Origin of the sequence: Microbispora corallina (assembly GCF_016863035.1) — a bacterium.
Classification (GTDB): domain Bacteria; phylum Actinomycetota; class Actinomycetes; order Streptosporangiales; family Streptosporangiaceae; genus Microbispora; species Microbispora corallina.
This window is the reverse complement of sequence record NZ_BOOC01000005.1, coordinates 167,504-183,395: the sequence shown is the minus strand read 5'-3', so window position 1 is coordinate 183,395 and position 15,892 is coordinate 167,504. Positions and strand designations below refer to the sequence as shown.

Below are 15,892 nucleotides of genomic sequence, written 5' to 3'. Positions count from 1 at the left end.
GGCACTACAGATACGCCAAACCCTGTGACCAATGCCTCCGGCGGAGGCGCTCCGGCTCCACGCGCCGCGCAATGATCTTGATGGCGCTTCCGCAGGTCGTGCCGCGGCTTTGGGATCTATCTCGAAAGGTGCAGAATTACTGTCCCGCGAGTTTGATCTGCACGGGGCATACCAGGACGCCTTCTTTTCTTGCGTGAAATTTAGCACGAGAATAGCCAATATGGTCGGCCGGTTGTCCGTCCGGCACGTGCCGAGGGTCCAGGAGGACCGGCGCTTACAGGCGAAAGCGACGCCTCTGTTTAGCGATCGAGGCCGAGGGGACACCACTGTCGTAATCGCCCATGCCGGGGCGAATCGGCTCATTCGGGAGGCCGAAATGAATGGACACCTACCGTATCGCGATTCCAGTCCGGCTCCTCGCGTCGGGGGCCCGCGCGGCTGGCAGGCCGACATTCTGCGTGGCCAGTCGTAACTGAGTGAGCCGAGGTACTGCGGTGCGTATAGGCCGCAGTACCTCGACCTATGTCAGGCGGGGCGATGAATTGGGGGCGTTCGTGGCGCAATTTCCTTACCCTGCCGCTCGGCGCAGCGATGTGGTGGAGGATCTGTTCGGGTTCCCGGTCTCCGATCCCTACCGGTGGTTGGAAGACGGCGATGACGCGTGCGTACAGGACTGGGCCGCAGCCCAAGATCGTCTCTTCCACACCTGTCGCACCGGATGGCATGACAAGCAATCCTGGGCGTCCTTGATGGATCAGGTGTCATCGTTCGGCGTCGTGGAGCCTCCGATGGCGCGCGGCTCGGTCATGTTCCTCGCCGAGCAGCTCCGCGGGGATGAGCAACGGCGCCTGCTCGTCGTCGACGCCGAGGGGAACAGGCGGGTGCTGGTCGATCCGGTGGAGATCGATCCGTCCGGCCATACCGGGTTGTACACCTGGTGGCCATCTCGCGAAGGCGAACGCGTGGCCGTCCAAATGGAGGTCGCCGAGCAGCCCGGCAGCGACATCATGGTGCTGGACGTGCGTACCGGCGAGACGGTGGACGGGCCGTTGCCGCGCGCCCGTAACACCTCGCTCGCCTGGCTGCCGGGAGGGGATGCGTTCTACTACGTCAGCCGTGTTCCTGATGAGGAACTGACCCCTGACGACATGCGTCTGCACCGGCGGGTGAGGTTGCACCGGATCGGTTCGCCCTGGCAGGCCGACATGGTGGTGTTCGGCGGCGACGATGCCCCAGACCGCTATTACGGGCTCACGGTCAGCGCCGACGGCAGTTATCTGGCGATCACTGCGACGGTTGGGCCCGCCTCACACAACGATGTGTACGTGGCGGAACTCGTCGATCCGGAAGCCCCGCATTTCGTCAAGATCGTGGACGGATCGACCACACACGCCCGTGTTCTCCCACGTTTCCTCGCGGACGGCGATCTGCTGCTGGTCACCGACTACGAGGCCCCGTGCGGCCGAATCTGCATGGCGCACCGGTGCGATACCGACCCGGCTTCATGGCACACGCTGGTAGCTGAAGATCCCCAGGCCCCCTTGGACGAGTGCGTGGTCCTGGACGACCCGGCACTTCCGCAGCCCCTCCTTCTGGTGGCACGCACCCGCCACGGCACCTCCGTCCTGACACTCCACACCCTGGCCAACGGGCGGCTGGTCACCGAGCTGCCCCTCCCCGGCGCCGGCGTCGTGTCATCCGTGCGCGCGGACATCCCGCACGGACGTCGCGCATGGTTCAGCTACTGCGACGCGACCACGCCCCCCACCATCTATCGCTACGACCCCGCCGGCGGGAAGACGGAGCGGGAAACCGGCGCCACAACAGCCGGACATACTCCAGAGATCCGCAGCCGCAGTGTTCGCTATCAGGCCGGCGACGGTACCGAGATCACGCTGTTCCTGTTCACCCCGGCTGAAGAAGATCAGGGCCCCCGCCCCACCCTCCTTTACGGCTACGGCAGCTTCGGCATGCCGATGCGCCCATGGTTCTTCCCCATGGCGGCCGCATGGGTCGGCGCCGGCGGCACCTACGCCGTCGCCTGTGTACGCGGAGGCGGCGAGGAGGGCCAGCATTGGCACGACGCCGGTCGCGGACCACACAAACACCGCGCGGTCAGCGACTTCAACGACGCCGCGACCTGGCTCATCAAGACCGGTCGAACCACCCGCGACCAACTGGCGATCTACGGCCAATCCGCCGGTGGACTGCTGGTCACCGCCGCCGCCACACAGCGACCAGACCTGTACGCCGCGGTCATCGCCGAAGCCCCGCTTTGTGACATGGTGCGTTACGAACACTTCGGCTTGGGATGCACCTGGACCGACGAATTCGGTACCGCCTCCCAACCCGAACAACTCCAATGGCTGCTCTCGTACTCCCCCTACCACAACGTCGCGCCCGGAACCCCCTATCCCGCATTCCTCTTCACCGGCGCGGTAACCGATCTGCAGACCGGAGAGGCCCACGTCACCAAAATGTGCGCGGCCCTCCAGAGCGCCACCACCAGTGACCGGCCGGTTCTCATGCGCCGAGAACCGGACACCGCCCACGCCGGCTTTCCCGCAAGTAAAGAACGCGCCCTGGCGGCGGACATCCTGGCCTTCGCCGGAAATTACACGGGTCTATCACCGGAAAAGACAACCGGGCGTATTCGCGAGACCGCTGCAGAAGCACACTGAGAACGGCTACGACATCGGTTATGAGGCTGTGGCCCGTTCGCGGATCTCCACCGCCGTCTCCAGCATCTGCCGGGTGCTGGTGAACCAGTCCTGCAGGTTCAGGTCCACGATGAGTTCGTCCGCGCCCGCCTCCGCGGCCGTGTGGATGTCGTCCATGATCTGATCGAGAGTGCCGATGAACGGCGATCGGTTAGGTCCTGCCGGACGGTCGGTGAAGGTGACGTTTCCCACCACGATCATCTCCATCCGGCTCGTGTCCCGGCCATACACAGAAGCCATCTCCCGGATACGGTCCCAGCTCGCGCGCAGTTCTGCGGCTCCTTCCGGCCCCGGCGTGGTCAGGAACGGCAGCCAGCCGTCCGCGCGCTTGGCGATGCGCTGCAGGGCCTTGGCGCCGCCACCGCCGCCGAGCAGTACGGGGATTCTCGAAACGGGCTTGGGCAGGACGGAGGCGTTGTCGATGACCACGCGAGGGCCTCGATAGGACACCGGGTCCGGGCCCCACACGGCGTCGAAGACGTCCAGTGTCTCGTCGAGGAAGCGGCCGCGATCCGCTCGAGCGGCGCCAGTGGCGCGGAACTCGTCGCTGGACCAGCCGGCGCCCATGCCCGCGACCAGGCGGCCGCCGCTGATCTGATCGATCGTGGCCGGCGCCTTCGCCAGCTGGACGGGTGTGTGGAGTGCGGCGATCAGAACAGAGGTACCGAGGCGCACCTGCTCGGTCGCCACCGCCGCTGCCGTGAGGACCGCCAAGGGGTCGGCGGCCTGCCGCTGGGGTTCCGGCCAGGGTACGTCCGGTGGGGCATATGGTTCGGCGGGTGTTTCCGGGAAGAGCAGCCGTTCGTACGTCCACAAACTGGCGTACCCGGCCGCTTCGGCCGTCCTGGCCGCGTCGACCAGGTCGTGCTGCAGGTCGACGCCCAACCTCTGGGGCAGACGAAGTCCGAGTCTCATCTGGAACCTCCAATGTGATCATGGTTGGCGATCGACCAGATCCATGCCGTGCTCACACAGCCCGGCAGCGGTCGCCTTGACCGGATCGAACAGACCTGTTCGTTCGATACTGCTGGTATGGGCAAGAAGCCAGGCACGGTGCGCGAACGCCTGCTGGAGACCGCGGACCGGCTGTTCTACGCCGAGGGAATCCACGCGGTGGGCATCGACAGGGTGATCGTCGAAAGCAGCGTCGCCAAGTCGACCATGTACGTACACTTCCGCACCAAGGAAGACCTGGTGGCGCAGTATCTGCGTCGCCGCAGCGACATCATGCGCGTGCGTGTGACGCGGGAGGTGGAGGCGCGGGCCCAGGAGTCGGCCGAGGAGCGGATTCTGTCCGTTTTCGACGTTCTCCACCAGGTGATCTCAGAGCCTGGCTTCCGTGGTTGCGCGTTCGCCAACGCCGCAGCCGAGTACCCCCACCATGCGGGCGTCCAAGAGGCCATCGCGTACGACCGCATCTGGCTGCCGGCCCTGTTCTCCCGTCTCCTCGGTCCCCTTCACGCCGGCAACGACGACGAACTGGTGGCTGCGCTGGTGCAGGTGTACGACGGCGCCAACGCGGCCGCACACCTCGACCACTCGACGACGAGCGCGCGGACCGCCCGGAAGACCGCCGAGCTCCTCCTGGCCACCCGAAAGCCGGCCCCGGACAGCAACCGGACCGCCGCCGATCATGGCCGGTGACACTCAGGGGACTGGCTCTGCCATGGCGGACAAACCCACGAGGTCAGCGTCCTATGCACCGCTGGCGGTGCGTGCACGTCTCGCCGCCGCACTGCGGACTCTCGGGGAGTGGCTGGCGCGGACAGGCATCCAGGACAGAAGCATTGACGAGCTGATTCACCATCTATGGCGACTACCCACTGTCACGGCTGACGACTTCCGCGCATGGGAGGAGTCGGGGCCAGATCTCGTTGCCATGGCTCTCGGCGGCCCGATGCCCGCCGCCTTGGTGGAGAAGTGCAACCGTGCTGCCGCGGCTCCCGAGGACCTCTACGAGCTGGTCCGGCACACGGCAGAAATTGTCTACGTCAACCTCTACGGCGCCGTCGACGACCACGAAACTCTCGGGCACCTGGCCGCGGTTGAGCAGATCGCCGGTCGGTACAGCGTGATTCTTCCGCCTGCGCAGTTCTTCGCCAGGTCCCCCTACGGGAGTCACGGTTGGGGACCCCAACTCACATCCGGCGATGTGGATCATTGGCGGACCGCCGACACGACGACTGCATGAGGTGAAACATCTAGGGCCTCCGCCCCGCCCCCCAGGCTCTCCGCTCGTAGACGGGACCCGCGGGCCCTCGACCGTCCGGCTGGCGCTCCGGAGATAGCGCGCGATTTCCCGCTATGACACCGTCCCTGACGTAATTCCCGGCGGCCGGTGTCGAGTATCGCTAACAAAGGGATATGCCCAGGGAAAGCCGGGGCGTCCGCTGTTTGTGGCGTCGGCGAACGGAAAGCACACCCCCAGAAGAATGGTCTTCCGGGCGTTCTCGACCGAGATTAGGTCGATTCCTGGAAATGTCGGAATTTCGGGGACAGTGGTACGTTTCATGGGGGAGAAAATGGCCAAGCGTCCTATTTATGTCGGGTTGCTTGCGCTCAGTGCCGCATTGACCGGCGGGGCCGTACCTGTGGACACTCCTGCCATCGCCGCGTCCGCCGGAGGCGCCGTCGTAACCGGCGTCGGCGGCGACGGGCCGGGCCAGAATCGAGCGCATGAGCGCCATCGCGCCGGGCACCGCGGCAAGCAGCGGCAGTCGGATCACGAGCGGGAGGGCCAAAATCAGAAAATGCTCCGCGACGTCAGCCTCGTCCTCACACCGGCTCAGAAGGGCGAGACGGATTCGCGGGCCCTGCCGTACGACTGGCAGAAGACGGACGCGAGCGCGAGCGACTACAACGATCAGAACGTCACGACCCACTTCACGTCCGACCCGCAGGGCGGCCAGACCTCGGAGGCCATGCGCACCTATCTGCAGGATCTCGCCGCGAACAACAAGTTCACCGGTTCGGTGCTGGTGATGCGGCGTGGGAAGGTGCTGGCACGCTTCGCCTCCGGCGAGGCCGACGAGAAGAACGGCATCCCCAACCGGCCGGACACGGTCTACCGGGTCATGTCGGTCACCAAGCAGTTCACCTCGATGATCGTGCTGAAACTGCGCGACCGCGGGCTGCTCAACCTGGACGACCCCATCTGCCCGTATCTCGTCCCGGCATACATCAGTGCCTGCCCGGCAGCGTGGCTTCCCATCACGGTCCGCGAGACGCTCATACACACCTCGGGCATCCCCAACATCGAGACACTGCCGAGCTACCTCGCCAATATCACGCGACCGACCACGCCCCAGAAACTCATCCAGCAGTTCGTGAACCTGCCACTGGACTTCCCGCCCGGCACCACTTGGAAGTACACCAACTCCGGCTACGTCCTGGCTGGTGCGATCATCCAGGCGGTGACGCACAAGCCGTACGGGACCGTCCTGCGCGAGGAGATCACCGGACCGCTGCACCTCAAGCACACCGGCTACAGCAGGAGCTACCCCCCGGACGGGTTCGCGAAGGGCTACTACACGGTCGGGTCACCGGCCCCGCTCCTCAACGGCTCCGAGTTGTTCTCCGCGACCGGCATCTACTCCACCGTCGATGACATCGCTCGCTGGGATCGGGCGTTCGGCTCATACCAGGTCGCACCACCTGCGACCGTCAAGCTGGCGTTCACGCCGCAGGCGGCCTGCCCCTCCGACGGCTGCCTCCACCTGCCGTCGAGCGCGTACGCCTTCGGCTGGCTCGTCGACCAGATCCAGGGACACCCGCTCCGGTACCATCCGGGTCTTTTCCAGGGATACGCGGCGAGCAACATGTACCTGCCCAACGACGACATCCAGGTGGTCGTGCTCAGCAACGTGCAGGTCACCGACACCAACGGCATCGCCCGCCACCTCGCCACGCTGGCTCTCGACCTCTGAGCATCTACAGAGGGGTGGAGGCGGTGGTCTCGAACACGAAGGCGATGCCGTCGAAATGCTCGGCGAGCACCGTGGGCATGTAGCTGCGTTTGTAGACGAGCCGCCTCACCAGCCCCCCATAGCTGCGCATCCGGAGGGGTTCGCCGAGCCACCGCTTCACGGTCTGCGGCCGTGGACCGCTCCGCAGGTCGATCACATGATCACCTGGACGAGCGGTGGCCAGGCGAGCCTCCACGATCTTCGATCTCCGGACGAGCGGGACTCGGAAGGTGATCGGGGGCGTGGCCGGGTCCACCTTTCCGAATCGTCGCCGGCGGGCCCGGAACCGGCCCGCTCCGAAGAGCACGCCGAGTGCGTAGTACGCCTCGCCGTGGCGCTGTCTGAGGTGCGACCCCATCGTGGGCATCGACCCGCCGCTGTGGTCGCCCTTCATGATGTGACCGTTGTGCGCCCAGAGGGCGACCCTGGCGTCCGGGTCGGTCAGGAGCAGGTCCACGTTGTCGGCGAGATAGCGGTCGCGGGCGACGCTCACGGTCTGTGCGGGGTCGGGGTGCCGGAGCGGCCGGCTCGCGAGGTCGGCGCTCTGGTGCACGATCCGCGCATGCGCAAGCGCCTCATCCGGAAGGGAGGCGCCGGCCAGGAAGTCCTCCACGCGGCGGGCGTCGGCTTCGATCCGCCGGTCGAGCGGTGGGCCGACGCCCAGGCGCTTGCCGGCGAGGGGAGCGAGGGGGTCGAGCAGGGCCGGCGCGTCATCGCCGAGGTGAGCACGCAGGGCGTCCAGCGATGCCGCCGGATGCTGCGGGTCGATTCCCGCGAACCGTACCTTCCGCGAGGCCGTGCGGTTGTGCTCGCGCAGCCACTGGACGACTGCCAGCATCTCCGCCGTGTGCAACGTCCAGAAGCCCAGCCCGGCGAGCGCCTCGACCGGATCGCCTGAGCCGCCCTGCACGTAGTCGTCCACGGCGCGGGACGCCGAAGCGCTGGCCTCCACCGCGAGCGTCGTGAAGCCCAGCTCCTCGACCAGGAACTCCAGCATTCCGTGCCTGATCAGGAAGAACTCCCGGCTGCCGTGCGTGGCCTCGCCGAGCCCCGCCACTCGCACGCCGTCCAGCGCGACGCGGAACGGCGCCAGGTCATCGGTTCCGGTGCCAGGTGTCAGGCCGTTCAGCGGTATCGCTCGCGACCTGAGCCACTCCGTCACCTCGTCCTCGGTCGTCATGTCACACCGTCTCGGCGAAGGCCGGTGAGACCGGGCCGATCAGGGAGGACATGCGGGCCAGCACACCCGGGTTGATCCAGTAGTAGACCCAGGTGCCGCGGCGTTCGGAGTCGATGAGGCCCGCCTGCCTGAGCACCTTGAGGTGGTGGCTGATTGTCGGCGCGGTCAGGTCGAAGGCGCCGGTCAGGTCGCACACGCACGCCTCGCCGCCCTCGTGGCAGGCGATCAGGGACAGCAGGCGCAGCCGTACGGGGTCGGCGATCGCCTTGAACAGCGGGGCCAGTTCGACGGCCTCGCTCTCCGACAGCGGCTCGCAGACCAGGGGCGCGCAACAGGCCGGGCCGGAGGCGTCCACACCTGCGTCGATGATCGGTAACTCTTGCTTCGACACTCTTCTAATTTGACATACATCTAGGCAAGACCGCAAACTGCTGCTGATTAGACAGTCATCGAAACAGAACGGCCCGACCCGAGGAGGAACCCATGTCCCGTGTCCAGCTCGCCCTGCGCGTCGCCGACCTGGAAGGCTCCGTCGCGTTCTACTCCAAGCTGTTCGGCGTGGAGCCGGCCAAGCGGCGGCCCGGCTACGCCAACTTCGCGATCGCCGAGCCCCCGCTCAAGCTCGTCCTCCTGGAGGGCGCGGAGGGCGAGGAGACCCGGATGGACCACCTCGGCGTCGAGGTCGAGGACGCCGCCCAGGTCACCGCCGCCACCGAGCGACTGAAGAAGGCCGGCCTGGCGACCTTCGAGGAGAACGACACCACCTGCTGCTACGCCCTCCAGGACAAGGTCTGGGTGCACGGCCCCGGCCGCGAGCCGTGGGAGGTGTACGTGGTCAAGGCCGACGCCGACGTCCTCATCAAGGAGCCCGACTCCGTGTGCTGCGCGAGCGACGAGACGGCGGACGAGGCGGTGACCGCGGCCAGGTCCACCTGTTGCTGAGGTTCGGAGCGAACTCTTTTCCCCTTACTTTCCCTCCCTGTGGCGCCTGGCGCGAATATTCGGGGAAGCGCGCGGACGCTCTGAACCCGTGGTTCGACTCCGGGAGGATGGGGAACCGGAGCGCGATGCCGCGTTTCTTTGGGGCTGCGGATAACGACATAAATGTAGTTAAGCGGCAAATGTAATGTTTTGCCGCCGGCTGGGGGAATTCCTCGGCCGCCGCGATTAGTGTGAGTAATGTTCGGCGCCGCATAGGCGTATCGCGAGCCCCGGAACCGACGCTGGTCGTCCGGTCCTCACCTCAGGGAGTGATCTCTGATGCTCAAGCGTTTACTCCTCACCGTCGCGCTGGCGGCGTCGTCGCTCCTCGTGGGCGGAACCATGGCCGCCACGGCACACGCCTCCGGCCCGGGAGGCTCCGCGCCCCGGCACGCCCTCACCCCGGCCGCCGACTGTGTGCAGAGGGGTGACTGCACCTACTGCTACAGCTACCGCACCGCGCGCTGGGACCTGCAGTCGTGCGGAGGCGACTCCTCCGGCGACTAGCGGCGCCGACCGGCCCCTGCGCGTCACGACGGCCCCGCGGAGCACCGCCTCGCGGGGCTGCCGCATGGTCGGGGCACACCCGGCGAACCCCCGATCACGGGCGCAGGGTGTTCTCCAGACGGCGGACGGCGACGGCCAGCGCCACGGTGCCGAGCACGGCGAGGTAGGCCACGGCGACGACCGGGTTGGCGCCGCCCGTGCCGAGGAAGGCGGCCCGGATCAGCTCCACGCTGTGGTAGAGCGGGAGGACCTCCACGAGCACCTGGACGGGGCGCGGGTACACGTCCAGCGGGAAGAACGTCGTGGCGAACAGGAACATCGGCAGCATCACGAGCTGGATCAGCTGGAAGTCCTGCCAGCTCCGCAGGAACGTCACGGTCAGCAGCCCGAGCGCGGCGAACGCGAAGCCGATGAGCAGCGCCCCCGGGACGACCAGCAGCGCCCCCGGCAGCTCGGCCAGGCCGAAGACGCTCACCACGACCAGGAACACGGTGGCGACGACGGACCCGCGGACGAGCGCCCAGAGCACCTCGCCGAGCGCGACCGAGCGGACCGACATGGGCGTGGTGAGGATCGACTCGTACGTCTTGTCGGTGGTGAGCTTGCCGTACATGTTGAAGGTGGTCTCGTTCATCGCCCCGTTCATGGCGGCGGTGGCGAGCAGCGCCGGGGCGACGAAGCGCGGATAGGAGATCGAGGCGTCGAGACCGGGGACGTCCCCCACGAGCAGGCCGACGCCGACGCCGAACGCCACCAGGTACAGCATGGGCTCGAAGATCTCGGCGAGCAGCACCGGCCAGGTGTGCCGGTAGATCAGCAGGTTGCGCTCGACCATCGTCCATGCACGGCCGGTGGGCGCGCCGACGGGCATCGCCGTCATGAGTGCTCCTTCTTCTCAGACGTACAGCCTGCGGCGGTAGGTGCGGCGGGCCACGTAAAGGCCGGCGGCCACCATCACGGCCAGGTAGGCGAGGTGGACCAGCACGCCGGACGTCGTCGCTGTGCCCAGGGCGACCGTGCGCCCGAGGTCGACGCCGTGCCAGAGGGGCGTGAGCCAGGCCAGCCGCCGCAGCCAGTCCGGCAGCTGCTCGATGGGGAAGAACGTGCCGGAGAACATGTAGAGCGGCAGGACCACGAACCGGAACATCGCGTTGATCTGGGAGGGCCGGGTCACGGTGACCGCCCAGGCCGCCGCGGGGGAGGCGAAGGCCACCGCGACCAGGATCGCGACCAGCACGAGCAGCGGGGCCCTGGCCGGGTCGACGGTGCCGAAGAGCATGCTCACGCACGTGAACAGGACGGCGTTCTGCGCGGCCCGCAGGGTCCAGTACATGAGGTGGCCGTAGAGGATGCCCGCCGGCTCCAGCGGGGTCGAGGCGGCGGCGCGGTAGCTGCCGCGCGGCAGGGCGCCCTGCATCACGGGGCCGGACGCCTCGAGGAACGCGGTCTGCATGACGCCGGCGATCAGGATGCCCGGCAGGATGAACGTCAGGTACGAGTGGCCCTGGAGGTACGCGCTGTTCCCGTGGTCGACCAGCTTGCCCAGGCCGAGACCGAGCGCCGTCAGGAAGAGCAGCGGGTTGCCCACGCTGATCACGATCGAGCCGCGCCAGGTGCGCCGGTAGCGGAACAGCCAGTAGCCGAGCTCGCGGAACGCCGGCGCCGAGAACGCCCTGGCCAGTGTGTCCATGTCTCCTCGCGACGGTCGCCGGGGGATTCGGTCGGAAGGAATCGGTGCGGAGGCGGGAGATCAGTCGAGGAGGGAGCGGCCGGTCAGCGTGAGGAAGACGTCCTCCAGGCTGGATCGCCGGACCAGGGCCGTCAGCGGCTGCACGCCCTGGCGGTGGACGGCGCTCAGCGTCTCCTCGCCGTTGTCGGTGGACAGCAGCAGCCGGTCCGGCAGCTCCTCGATGCGTTCGGCCAGGCCGCGGCACTTCTCGATCATCACCTGCCGCTCTCCGGGGGCGAACCGCAGCTCCAGCACCTCGCGGAGGGTGTGGCGGGCGATCAGCTCGGCGGGCGTGCCCTCGGCCACGATCTTGCCGGCGTCCATCACCACCAGCCGGTCGCACAGTTGCTCGGCCTCGTCCATGTAATGGGTGGTGAGCAGCAGGGTGACGCCGTCCTGCTTGAGCTGGAACAGCCGCTCCCAGAGCAGGTGGCGGGCCTGGGGGTCGAGCCCGGTCGTGGGCTCGTCGAGCAGCACGATCTCGGGTTCGTTGATGAGCGCGCGGGCGATCGTGAGCCGCCGCCGCATGCCGCCCGACAGCGTCGCCACCGCGTCCCCGGCCTTCTCGGTCAGGCGGGCGAACTCCAGTAACCGGGCGCTCCGCTCGCGCAGGACCTTCCACGACAGCCCGAAGTAGCGGCCGTAGATCAGCAGGTTCTCGCGGACGGTGAGTTCGCTGTCGATCGTGTCGTCCTGCGGGACGACGCCGAGCCGCGCCCGGATCCTGGCCCCGTCCCTGCCGGTGTCCCACCCGAGGATCCGCAGGCTCCCCTCGGTGACCGGGGACACGCACGCGATCATGCGCATCGTCGACGACTTGCCGGCCCCGTTCGCGCCGAGGACTCCGAACGCCTCACCGCGTCGTACCTGGAAGTCGATCCCGTCGACGGCCGTGAAGCCCGTCTTGTCCCCCGGCCTGCCGTACACCTTCTTCAGGCCGCGCGCCTCGATCAGCACCGCGGAGACGTCGCTCATCCCGGTTCCCCCTCTGACGGAGATCGACAAGCCCCGGGAATGAAGCTACTCAGGATGCGTAAGGATTTCAATCTTTTGACAAGCAGATTCGTCTGATTGTCGTCCTCTTTCAGGCGGGCGCAGCCGGCGGGTCAGCGGCCCTGGAACCAGATGTTCTGGTTGATCTTGCACAGGCGCGGATGCCTGCGGCAGAAGGACGCCTCGGTGGCGGTGTTCTTGCCGTTCACCGAGACGACCTGGATGCCCTTGTTCCAGGTCGGGCTGAAGACGCGCGGCTCGTTCTGGTTGTTGCTGCCGTTGCCGGTCGACAGGTAGATGGGCCCGTGGTCACCGTTCCCGGCCGCGGCGGCGTGGGCGGGCGTCTGCCAGAGCGACGCCAGGCCTGCCGCGAGGAGGGCGCACACGGCCAGCGCCGTCCGCCGCGTACTGCGGGCCGCCCGGCGGCCCGGCGCGGTCCCGTGGCGGTGGACCGCCTCACATTCACATCGCCGAGTCATTCTGGCCCGCTCAGATCAGGGAACACGTGACGTTCGCGTGCATACCCGGCATGCGAGCCCGGGTCACGCTCCTCTCGTCCCGCCGTACGGATCATGACCAGATCTTGAACCGGGCACGCCGGGGTGGGTGAGGCGCTCGGGCACGACCACGCTGTCGTACAGGCTCTCGCTGACGCCGGATCGCAGGGCGGCCTCGCGGAGGGTGAGGCCCTCGTCGAGGGCGCGGTGGGCGATCGCGGCGGCCCGGTCGTAGCCGATGACCGGGCTGAGCGCGGTGACCAGCATGATCGAGCGCTCGACGTCCTCGGTGAGCCGGTCCATGTCGAGCGTGACGCCCTCGACCAGGTACGTGCGGAAGTGGTCGACCATGTCGGCCAGGATCCGCACGGAGTGCAGGACGTTGGCGATGATGACCGGCCGGAACGCGTTGAGCTCGAAGTTGCCCTCGGCGCCGGCGACGGCGACCGCCGTGTCGTTGCCGACGACCTGGACGGCCACCATCAGCATGGCCTCAGCCTGGGTCGGGTTGACCTTCCCCGGCATGATCGACGACCCGGGCTCGTTCGACGGCAGGACCAGCTCGTGCAGGCCGGCGCGCGGTCCCGACCCCAGCCATCGCATGTCGTTGGCGAACTTGAACAGCGGCGCCGTCAGGGCCCGGACGGCCGCGGACACCCGTACGAGCGCGTCGCAGGACGCCTGGGCGGCGAACGGGTTGGGCGCGGTGGTGAAGGGCAGCCCGGTGAGGCCGGCGATCCGGGCCGTGACCTTCTCCCCGAAGCCGGCCGGCGCGTTCAGGCCGGTGCCGACGGCGGTGCCGCCGAGGGCCAGGCGGTACAGGCCTGGCAGCGTGGCCGCGAGGTGGTCGATGCCGTCGGCGAGCTGGGCGGCGTAGCCCGACCACTCCTGGCCGACCGTGAGCGGGGTCGCGTCCTCCAGGTGGGTGCGGCCGATCTTGACGACGTGCTCCCACTCGTGGCTCTTGCTCTCGGCGGCCCCGCGCAGCCGTTTCAGCGCCGGCAGCAGGCGCCCGGTGACGGCCCGTACGGCGGCGATGTGCATGGCGGCGACGAACGTGTCGTTGGACGACTGCCCCATGTTGACGTGGTCGTTCGGGTGGATCGGGTCCTTGCCGCCGAGGCGGCCGCCGAGCAGCTGGATGGCCCGGTTCGCGATCACCTCGTTGACGTTCATGTTCGTCTGGGTGCCCGAGCCGGTCTGCCAGACGTACAGCGGGAACTCCCCGTCGAGGTCGCCGCGGGCCGCCTCGTCGGCCACCCGGGCGATCAGATCCGCCTTCCACCGCGGCAGCCTGCCCGTCTCGGCGTTGACGAGGGCGGCGGCCTTCTTGATGTAGCCGTACGCGTGGTAGACGGCCTTGGGCATGCGGTCGTCCCCGATGGAGAAGTGGATCAGGGACCGCTGGGTCTGCGCGCCCCAGTAGTGGTCGGCGGGCACCTCGATCGCGCCGAGGGAGTCGGTCTCGGTGCGGGTCCCGGTGGCGTGCAGCCCGATCGGTACGTCGTGCACGCGGGGAGGGGTCTGTCCGGCCACGGTCATCCCTCCCGGAGCGGGCGGTAGACCGGCCGCCACATCGCGTCGCGCACCTGCCGCGCCGGGTCCTTGAGGTCGGCGCGGGCCAGCCCCTCCCGGGCCGCCTGCTCGGCCACCGCGGTCGCGACCGTCGCCGACACCTCCCGCAGGTCGTCGACCTGGGGGAGCAGCGAGGCGCCCGGGGCCGAGACGTCCACCATCCCGGCGACGGCCTCGGCGGCAGCGTGCAGCATCCCGTCGCTGACCCGCCGGGCCCGGGACACGATCACCCCGAGACCCAGCCCGGGATACAGCAGCGCGTTGTTGGCCTGGCCGATGGAGTGGGTGACGCGGTCGTACGTCACCGGCGGGACGGGAATGCCGGTCGCGATCAGGGCCCGGCCGTCCGTCCAGCGCAGCAGGTCCGCGGGCATCGCCTCGATGCGCTCGGTCGGATTGGAGATCGGGAAGATGACGGGCCGGTCCACCGCCGCCGCCATCGACCGCACGATCGGCTCGGTGAACGCGCCGTGCGCGGTGGAGGTGCCGAGCAGCATGGTCGGCGCGACCCGCTCCACGACGTCGGCGAGGCCCGTGCGGCGGCCCGCCGTCTCCGACACGGGCCGGGCGTAGGGCCGCTGGTAGTCCCGCAGGTCGTCCATGTCGTCGGTGAGCAGGCCCTGCTTGTCGACGGGCCAGATCCGGCGGACGGCCTCCTCGTGGCTCAGGCCGTCGCGGACCATGGCGTCGCGCAGCTGGTCGGCGATGCCGATGCCCGCGGTGCCCGCCCCGAAGACGACGACGCGCTGGTCGCGCATCCGCGTCCCCGCCGCCCGCAGCGCGCCGATCATCGCGGCCAGCACGATCGCGCCGGTGCCCTGCATGTCGTCGTTGAACGTGGCGATCTGCCCGGTGTAGCGCTCCAGGATCCGGCGGCCGTTCGAGGGGCCGAAGTCCTCCCAGTGCAGCATCGCGCCGGGGAAGAGCCGGGTGGCCGTCCGGACGTAGGCGTCGATGAAGGCGTCGTACGCCTCCCCGCGCACCCGCGGATGCCGGTTGCCCACGTACGCGGGATCGTCGAGCAGCCGCTCGTTGCCGGTGCCCACGTCGAGGGCGACGGGGATGACCCGCCCGGGGTCGACGCCGGCGGCGGCCGTGTAGACGGCCAGCTTGCCTGCCGTGATCCCGGCGCCGCCGTTCACGCCCCAGTCGCCGATGCCCAGGATCTCCTCGGCGTCGGAGGCCACGACCAGGTCGACGTCGTCGGGTCCGAGGCCGGTGTTGCGGAACGCCCGCTCGATGCCGTCCGCCTCGTCGATCGACAGGTACACCCCGCGCGGCCTGCGGTACTCGGTGCTGTACGTCTCGATCGCCCGCGCCACCGTGGGGTCGTAGACGATCGGCAGCATCTCGCGCAGGTGGTCCCCGAGCAGCCGGTAGTACAGGACCTCGTTCCGGTCCCGTACGGCCTCCAGGTAGACGTTCCGCATCAGGTCGGTGGGCTGGGCGCGGTACTGGGCGTACGCCCGCCGGGCCTGCTGGTCCAGTGTCTCCACGGCCGGCGGGACGAGCCCGTCGAGCCCGAGCTCGGCCCGCTCCTCCCGGGTGAAGGCCGTGCCCTTGTTGAGCAGCGGGTCGTGCAGCACCGACGGCCCCCTGAGGCCGTGACGTGCGGACGAGGTCATGGTCGGCCCACCTCCCGGGAGGGGCCTTTCCCGCACGGCCGCAATCCCGCGTGCTCCGGCCGGTCAAGACCGGTGAAAGTTCCTGGACCGTTCTGGGCGAGGCCGGGCCGTCCGACCCCG

15 protein-coding genes are annotated in these 15,892 nt (G+C 68.6%); 6 read left to right on the top strand and 9 right to left on the bottom strand.

Annotated elements, in window-relative coordinates; genetic code table 11:
* Window positions 1–542: 542 nt before the first annotated feature.
* Window positions 543–2,681, top strand: coding sequence for a prolyl oligopeptidase family serine peptidase (locus tag Mco01_RS08735; RefSeq protein ID WP_204056375.1), 2,139 nt, complete (start codon window positions 543–545; stop codon window positions 2,679–2,681).
* Window positions 2,682–2,699: 18 nt separating this feature from the next.
* Here the strand turns inward: Mco01_RS08735 and Mco01_RS08730 are convergent, their stop codons facing one another.
* Window positions 2,700–3,605 carry a TIGR03619 family F420-dependent LLM class oxidoreductase gene (locus Mco01_RS08730; protein ID WP_204056374.1) on the bottom strand — a complete coding sequence of 302 codons (906 nt, stop codon included), beginning with the start codon at window positions 3,603–3,605 and terminating at the stop codon, window positions 2,700–2,702.
* A gap of 54 nt (window positions 3,606–3,659) precedes the next feature.
* Between Mco01_RS08730 and Mco01_RS08725 the strand changes: the two genes are divergently transcribed.
* The 3 genes from Mco01_RS08725 (at window position 3,660) to Mco01_RS08715 (ending at window position 6,646) form a co-directional block, all read left to right on the top strand.
* Window positions 3,660–4,364: a TetR/AcrR family transcriptional regulator gene (locus Mco01_RS08725; RefSeq protein ID WP_204056373.1), complete on the top strand. Its 705-nt coding sequence runs from the start codon at window positions 3,660–3,662 to the stop codon at window positions 4,362–4,364.
* A 22-nt stretch (window positions 4,365–4,386) separates the two neighbouring features.
* Window positions 4,387–4,911 (top strand): hypothetical protein, encoded by a 525-nt coding sequence (locus tag Mco01_RS08720; protein WP_204056372.1) that lies wholly within the window; start codon window positions 4,387–4,389, stop codon window positions 4,909–4,911.
* A 559-nt stretch (window positions 4,912–5,470) separates the two neighbouring features.
* Entirely contained in the window at window positions 5,471–6,646 is a 1,176-nt protein-coding gene (locus tag Mco01_RS08715; RefSeq protein WP_204056371.1) for a serine hydrolase domain-containing protein, read from the top strand.
* A gap of 4 nt (window positions 6,647–6,650) precedes the next feature.
* Here Mco01_RS08715 and Mco01_RS08710 read toward each other — a convergent pair whose 3' ends face one another.
* Both Mco01_RS08710 and Mco01_RS08705 read right to left on the bottom strand, forming a co-directional pair.
* Entirely contained in the window at window positions 6,651–7,865 is a 1,215-nt protein-coding gene (locus Mco01_RS08710) for an erythromycin esterase family protein (RefSeq protein WP_204056370.1), read from the bottom strand.
* A gap of 1 nt (window position 7,866) precedes the next feature.
* Window positions 7,867–8,256 (bottom strand): ArsR/SmtB family transcription factor, encoded by a 390-nt coding sequence (locus Mco01_RS08705; protein ID WP_239103441.1) that lies wholly within the window; start codon window positions 8,254–8,256, stop codon window positions 7,867–7,869.
* A gap of 92 nt (window positions 8,257–8,348) precedes the next feature.
* On the opposite strand from Mco01_RS08705, the gene Mco01_RS08700 reads away from it, so the two are divergent.
* The gene (locus Mco01_RS08700) at window positions 8,349–8,807 is read left to right on the top strand and encodes an ArsI/CadI family heavy metal resistance metalloenzyme (protein WP_204056369.1); all 459 of its coding nucleotides are present in this window, start codon (window positions 8,349–8,351) and stop codon (window positions 8,805–8,807) included.
* Between the two features lie 318 nt (window positions 8,808–9,125).
* Window positions 9,126–9,353 carry a hypothetical protein gene (locus Mco01_RS08695; RefSeq protein WP_204056368.1) on the top strand — a complete coding sequence of 76 codons (228 nt, stop codon included), beginning with the start codon at window positions 9,126–9,128 and terminating at the stop codon, window positions 9,351–9,353.
* A gap of 94 nt (window positions 9,354–9,447) precedes the next feature.
* Here Mco01_RS08695 and Mco01_RS08690 read toward each other — a convergent pair whose 3' ends face one another.
* From Mco01_RS08690 to Mco01_RS08665, 6 genes are all read right to left on the bottom strand, one after another.
* The gene (locus Mco01_RS08690; RefSeq protein ID WP_036325571.1) at window positions 9,448–10,233 is read right to left on the bottom strand and encodes an ABC transporter permease; all 786 of its coding nucleotides are present in this window, start codon (window positions 10,231–10,233) and stop codon (window positions 9,448–9,450) included.
* 15 nt (window positions 10,234–10,248) lie between these two features.
* Window positions 10,249–11,043 carry an ABC transporter permease gene (locus Mco01_RS08685; protein WP_036325575.1) on the bottom strand — a complete coding sequence of 265 codons (795 nt, stop codon included), beginning with the start codon at window positions 11,041–11,043 and terminating at the stop codon, window positions 10,249–10,251.
* Window positions 11,044–11,103: 60 nt separating this feature from the next.
* The gene (locus tag Mco01_RS08680; protein ID WP_204056367.1) at window positions 11,104–12,057 is read right to left on the bottom strand and encodes an ABC transporter ATP-binding protein; all 954 of its coding nucleotides are present in this window, start codon (window positions 12,055–12,057) and stop codon (window positions 11,104–11,106) included.
* 131 nt (window positions 12,058–12,188) lie between these two features.
* On the bottom strand, window positions 12,189–12,461 hold the full coding sequence (locus Mco01_RS08675) for a hypothetical protein (protein WP_204056366.1): 273 nt from the start codon (window positions 12,459–12,461) through the stop codon (window positions 12,189–12,191).
* A gap of 156 nt (window positions 12,462–12,617) precedes the next feature.
* Window positions 12,618–14,114 carry a class II fumarate hydratase gene (locus Mco01_RS08670; RefSeq protein ID WP_204056365.1) on the bottom strand — a complete coding sequence of 499 codons (1,497 nt, stop codon included), beginning with the start codon at window positions 14,112–14,114 and terminating at the stop codon, window positions 12,618–12,620.
* Window positions 14,111–15,772, bottom strand: a complete 1,662-nt coding sequence (locus Mco01_RS08665; RefSeq protein WP_204056364.1) for an NAD-dependent malic enzyme — start codon at window positions 15,770–15,772, stop codon at window positions 14,111–14,113. Before Mco01_RS08665 ends, Mco01_RS08670 begins: the two co-directional genes overlap by 4 nt.
* Between the last annotated feature and the right edge of the window lie 120 nt (window positions 15,773–15,892).

Excerpts from the sequence above, each read along its gene's own strand:
- Mco01_RS08680 (WP_204056367.1), bottom strand. The coding sequence starts at position 12,057 with ATGAGCGACGTCTCCGCGGTGCTGATCGAGGCGCGCGGCCTGAAGAAG.
- Mco01_RS08690 (WP_036325571.1), bottom strand. The coding sequence starts at position 10,233 with ATGACGGCGATGCCCGTCGGCGCGCCCACCGGCCGTGCATGGACGATG.
- Mco01_RS08695 (WP_204056368.1), top strand. The coding sequence starts at position 9,126 with ATGCTCAAGCGTTTACTCCTCACCGTCGCGCTGGCGGCGTCGTCGCTC.
- Mco01_RS08720 (WP_204056372.1), top strand. The coding sequence starts at position 4,387 with ATGGCGGACAAACCCACGAGGTCAGCGTCCTATGCACCGCTGGCGGTG.
- Mco01_RS08670 (WP_204056365.1), bottom strand. The coding sequence starts at position 14,114 with ATGACCGTGGCCGGACAGACCCCTCCCCGCGTGCACGACGTACCGATC.
- Mco01_RS08700 (WP_204056369.1), top strand. The coding sequence starts at position 8,349 with ATGTCCCGTGTCCAGCTCGCCCTGCGCGTCGCCGACCTGGAAGGCTCC.
- Mco01_RS08685 (WP_036325575.1), bottom strand. The coding sequence starts at position 11,043 with ATGGACACACTGGCCAGGGCGTTCTCGGCGCCGGCGTTCCGCGAGCTC.
- Mco01_RS08665 (WP_204056364.1), bottom strand. The coding sequence starts at position 15,772 with ATGACCTCGTCCGCACGTCACGGCCTCAGGGGGCCGTCGGTGCTGCAC.
- Mco01_RS08710 (WP_204056370.1), bottom strand. The coding sequence starts at position 7,865 with ATGACGACCGAGGACGAGGTGACGGAGTGGCTCAGGTCGCGAGCGATA.
- Mco01_RS08715 (WP_204056371.1), top strand. The coding sequence starts at position 5,471 with ATGCTCCGCGACGTCAGCCTCGTCCTCACACCGGCTCAGAAGGGCGAG.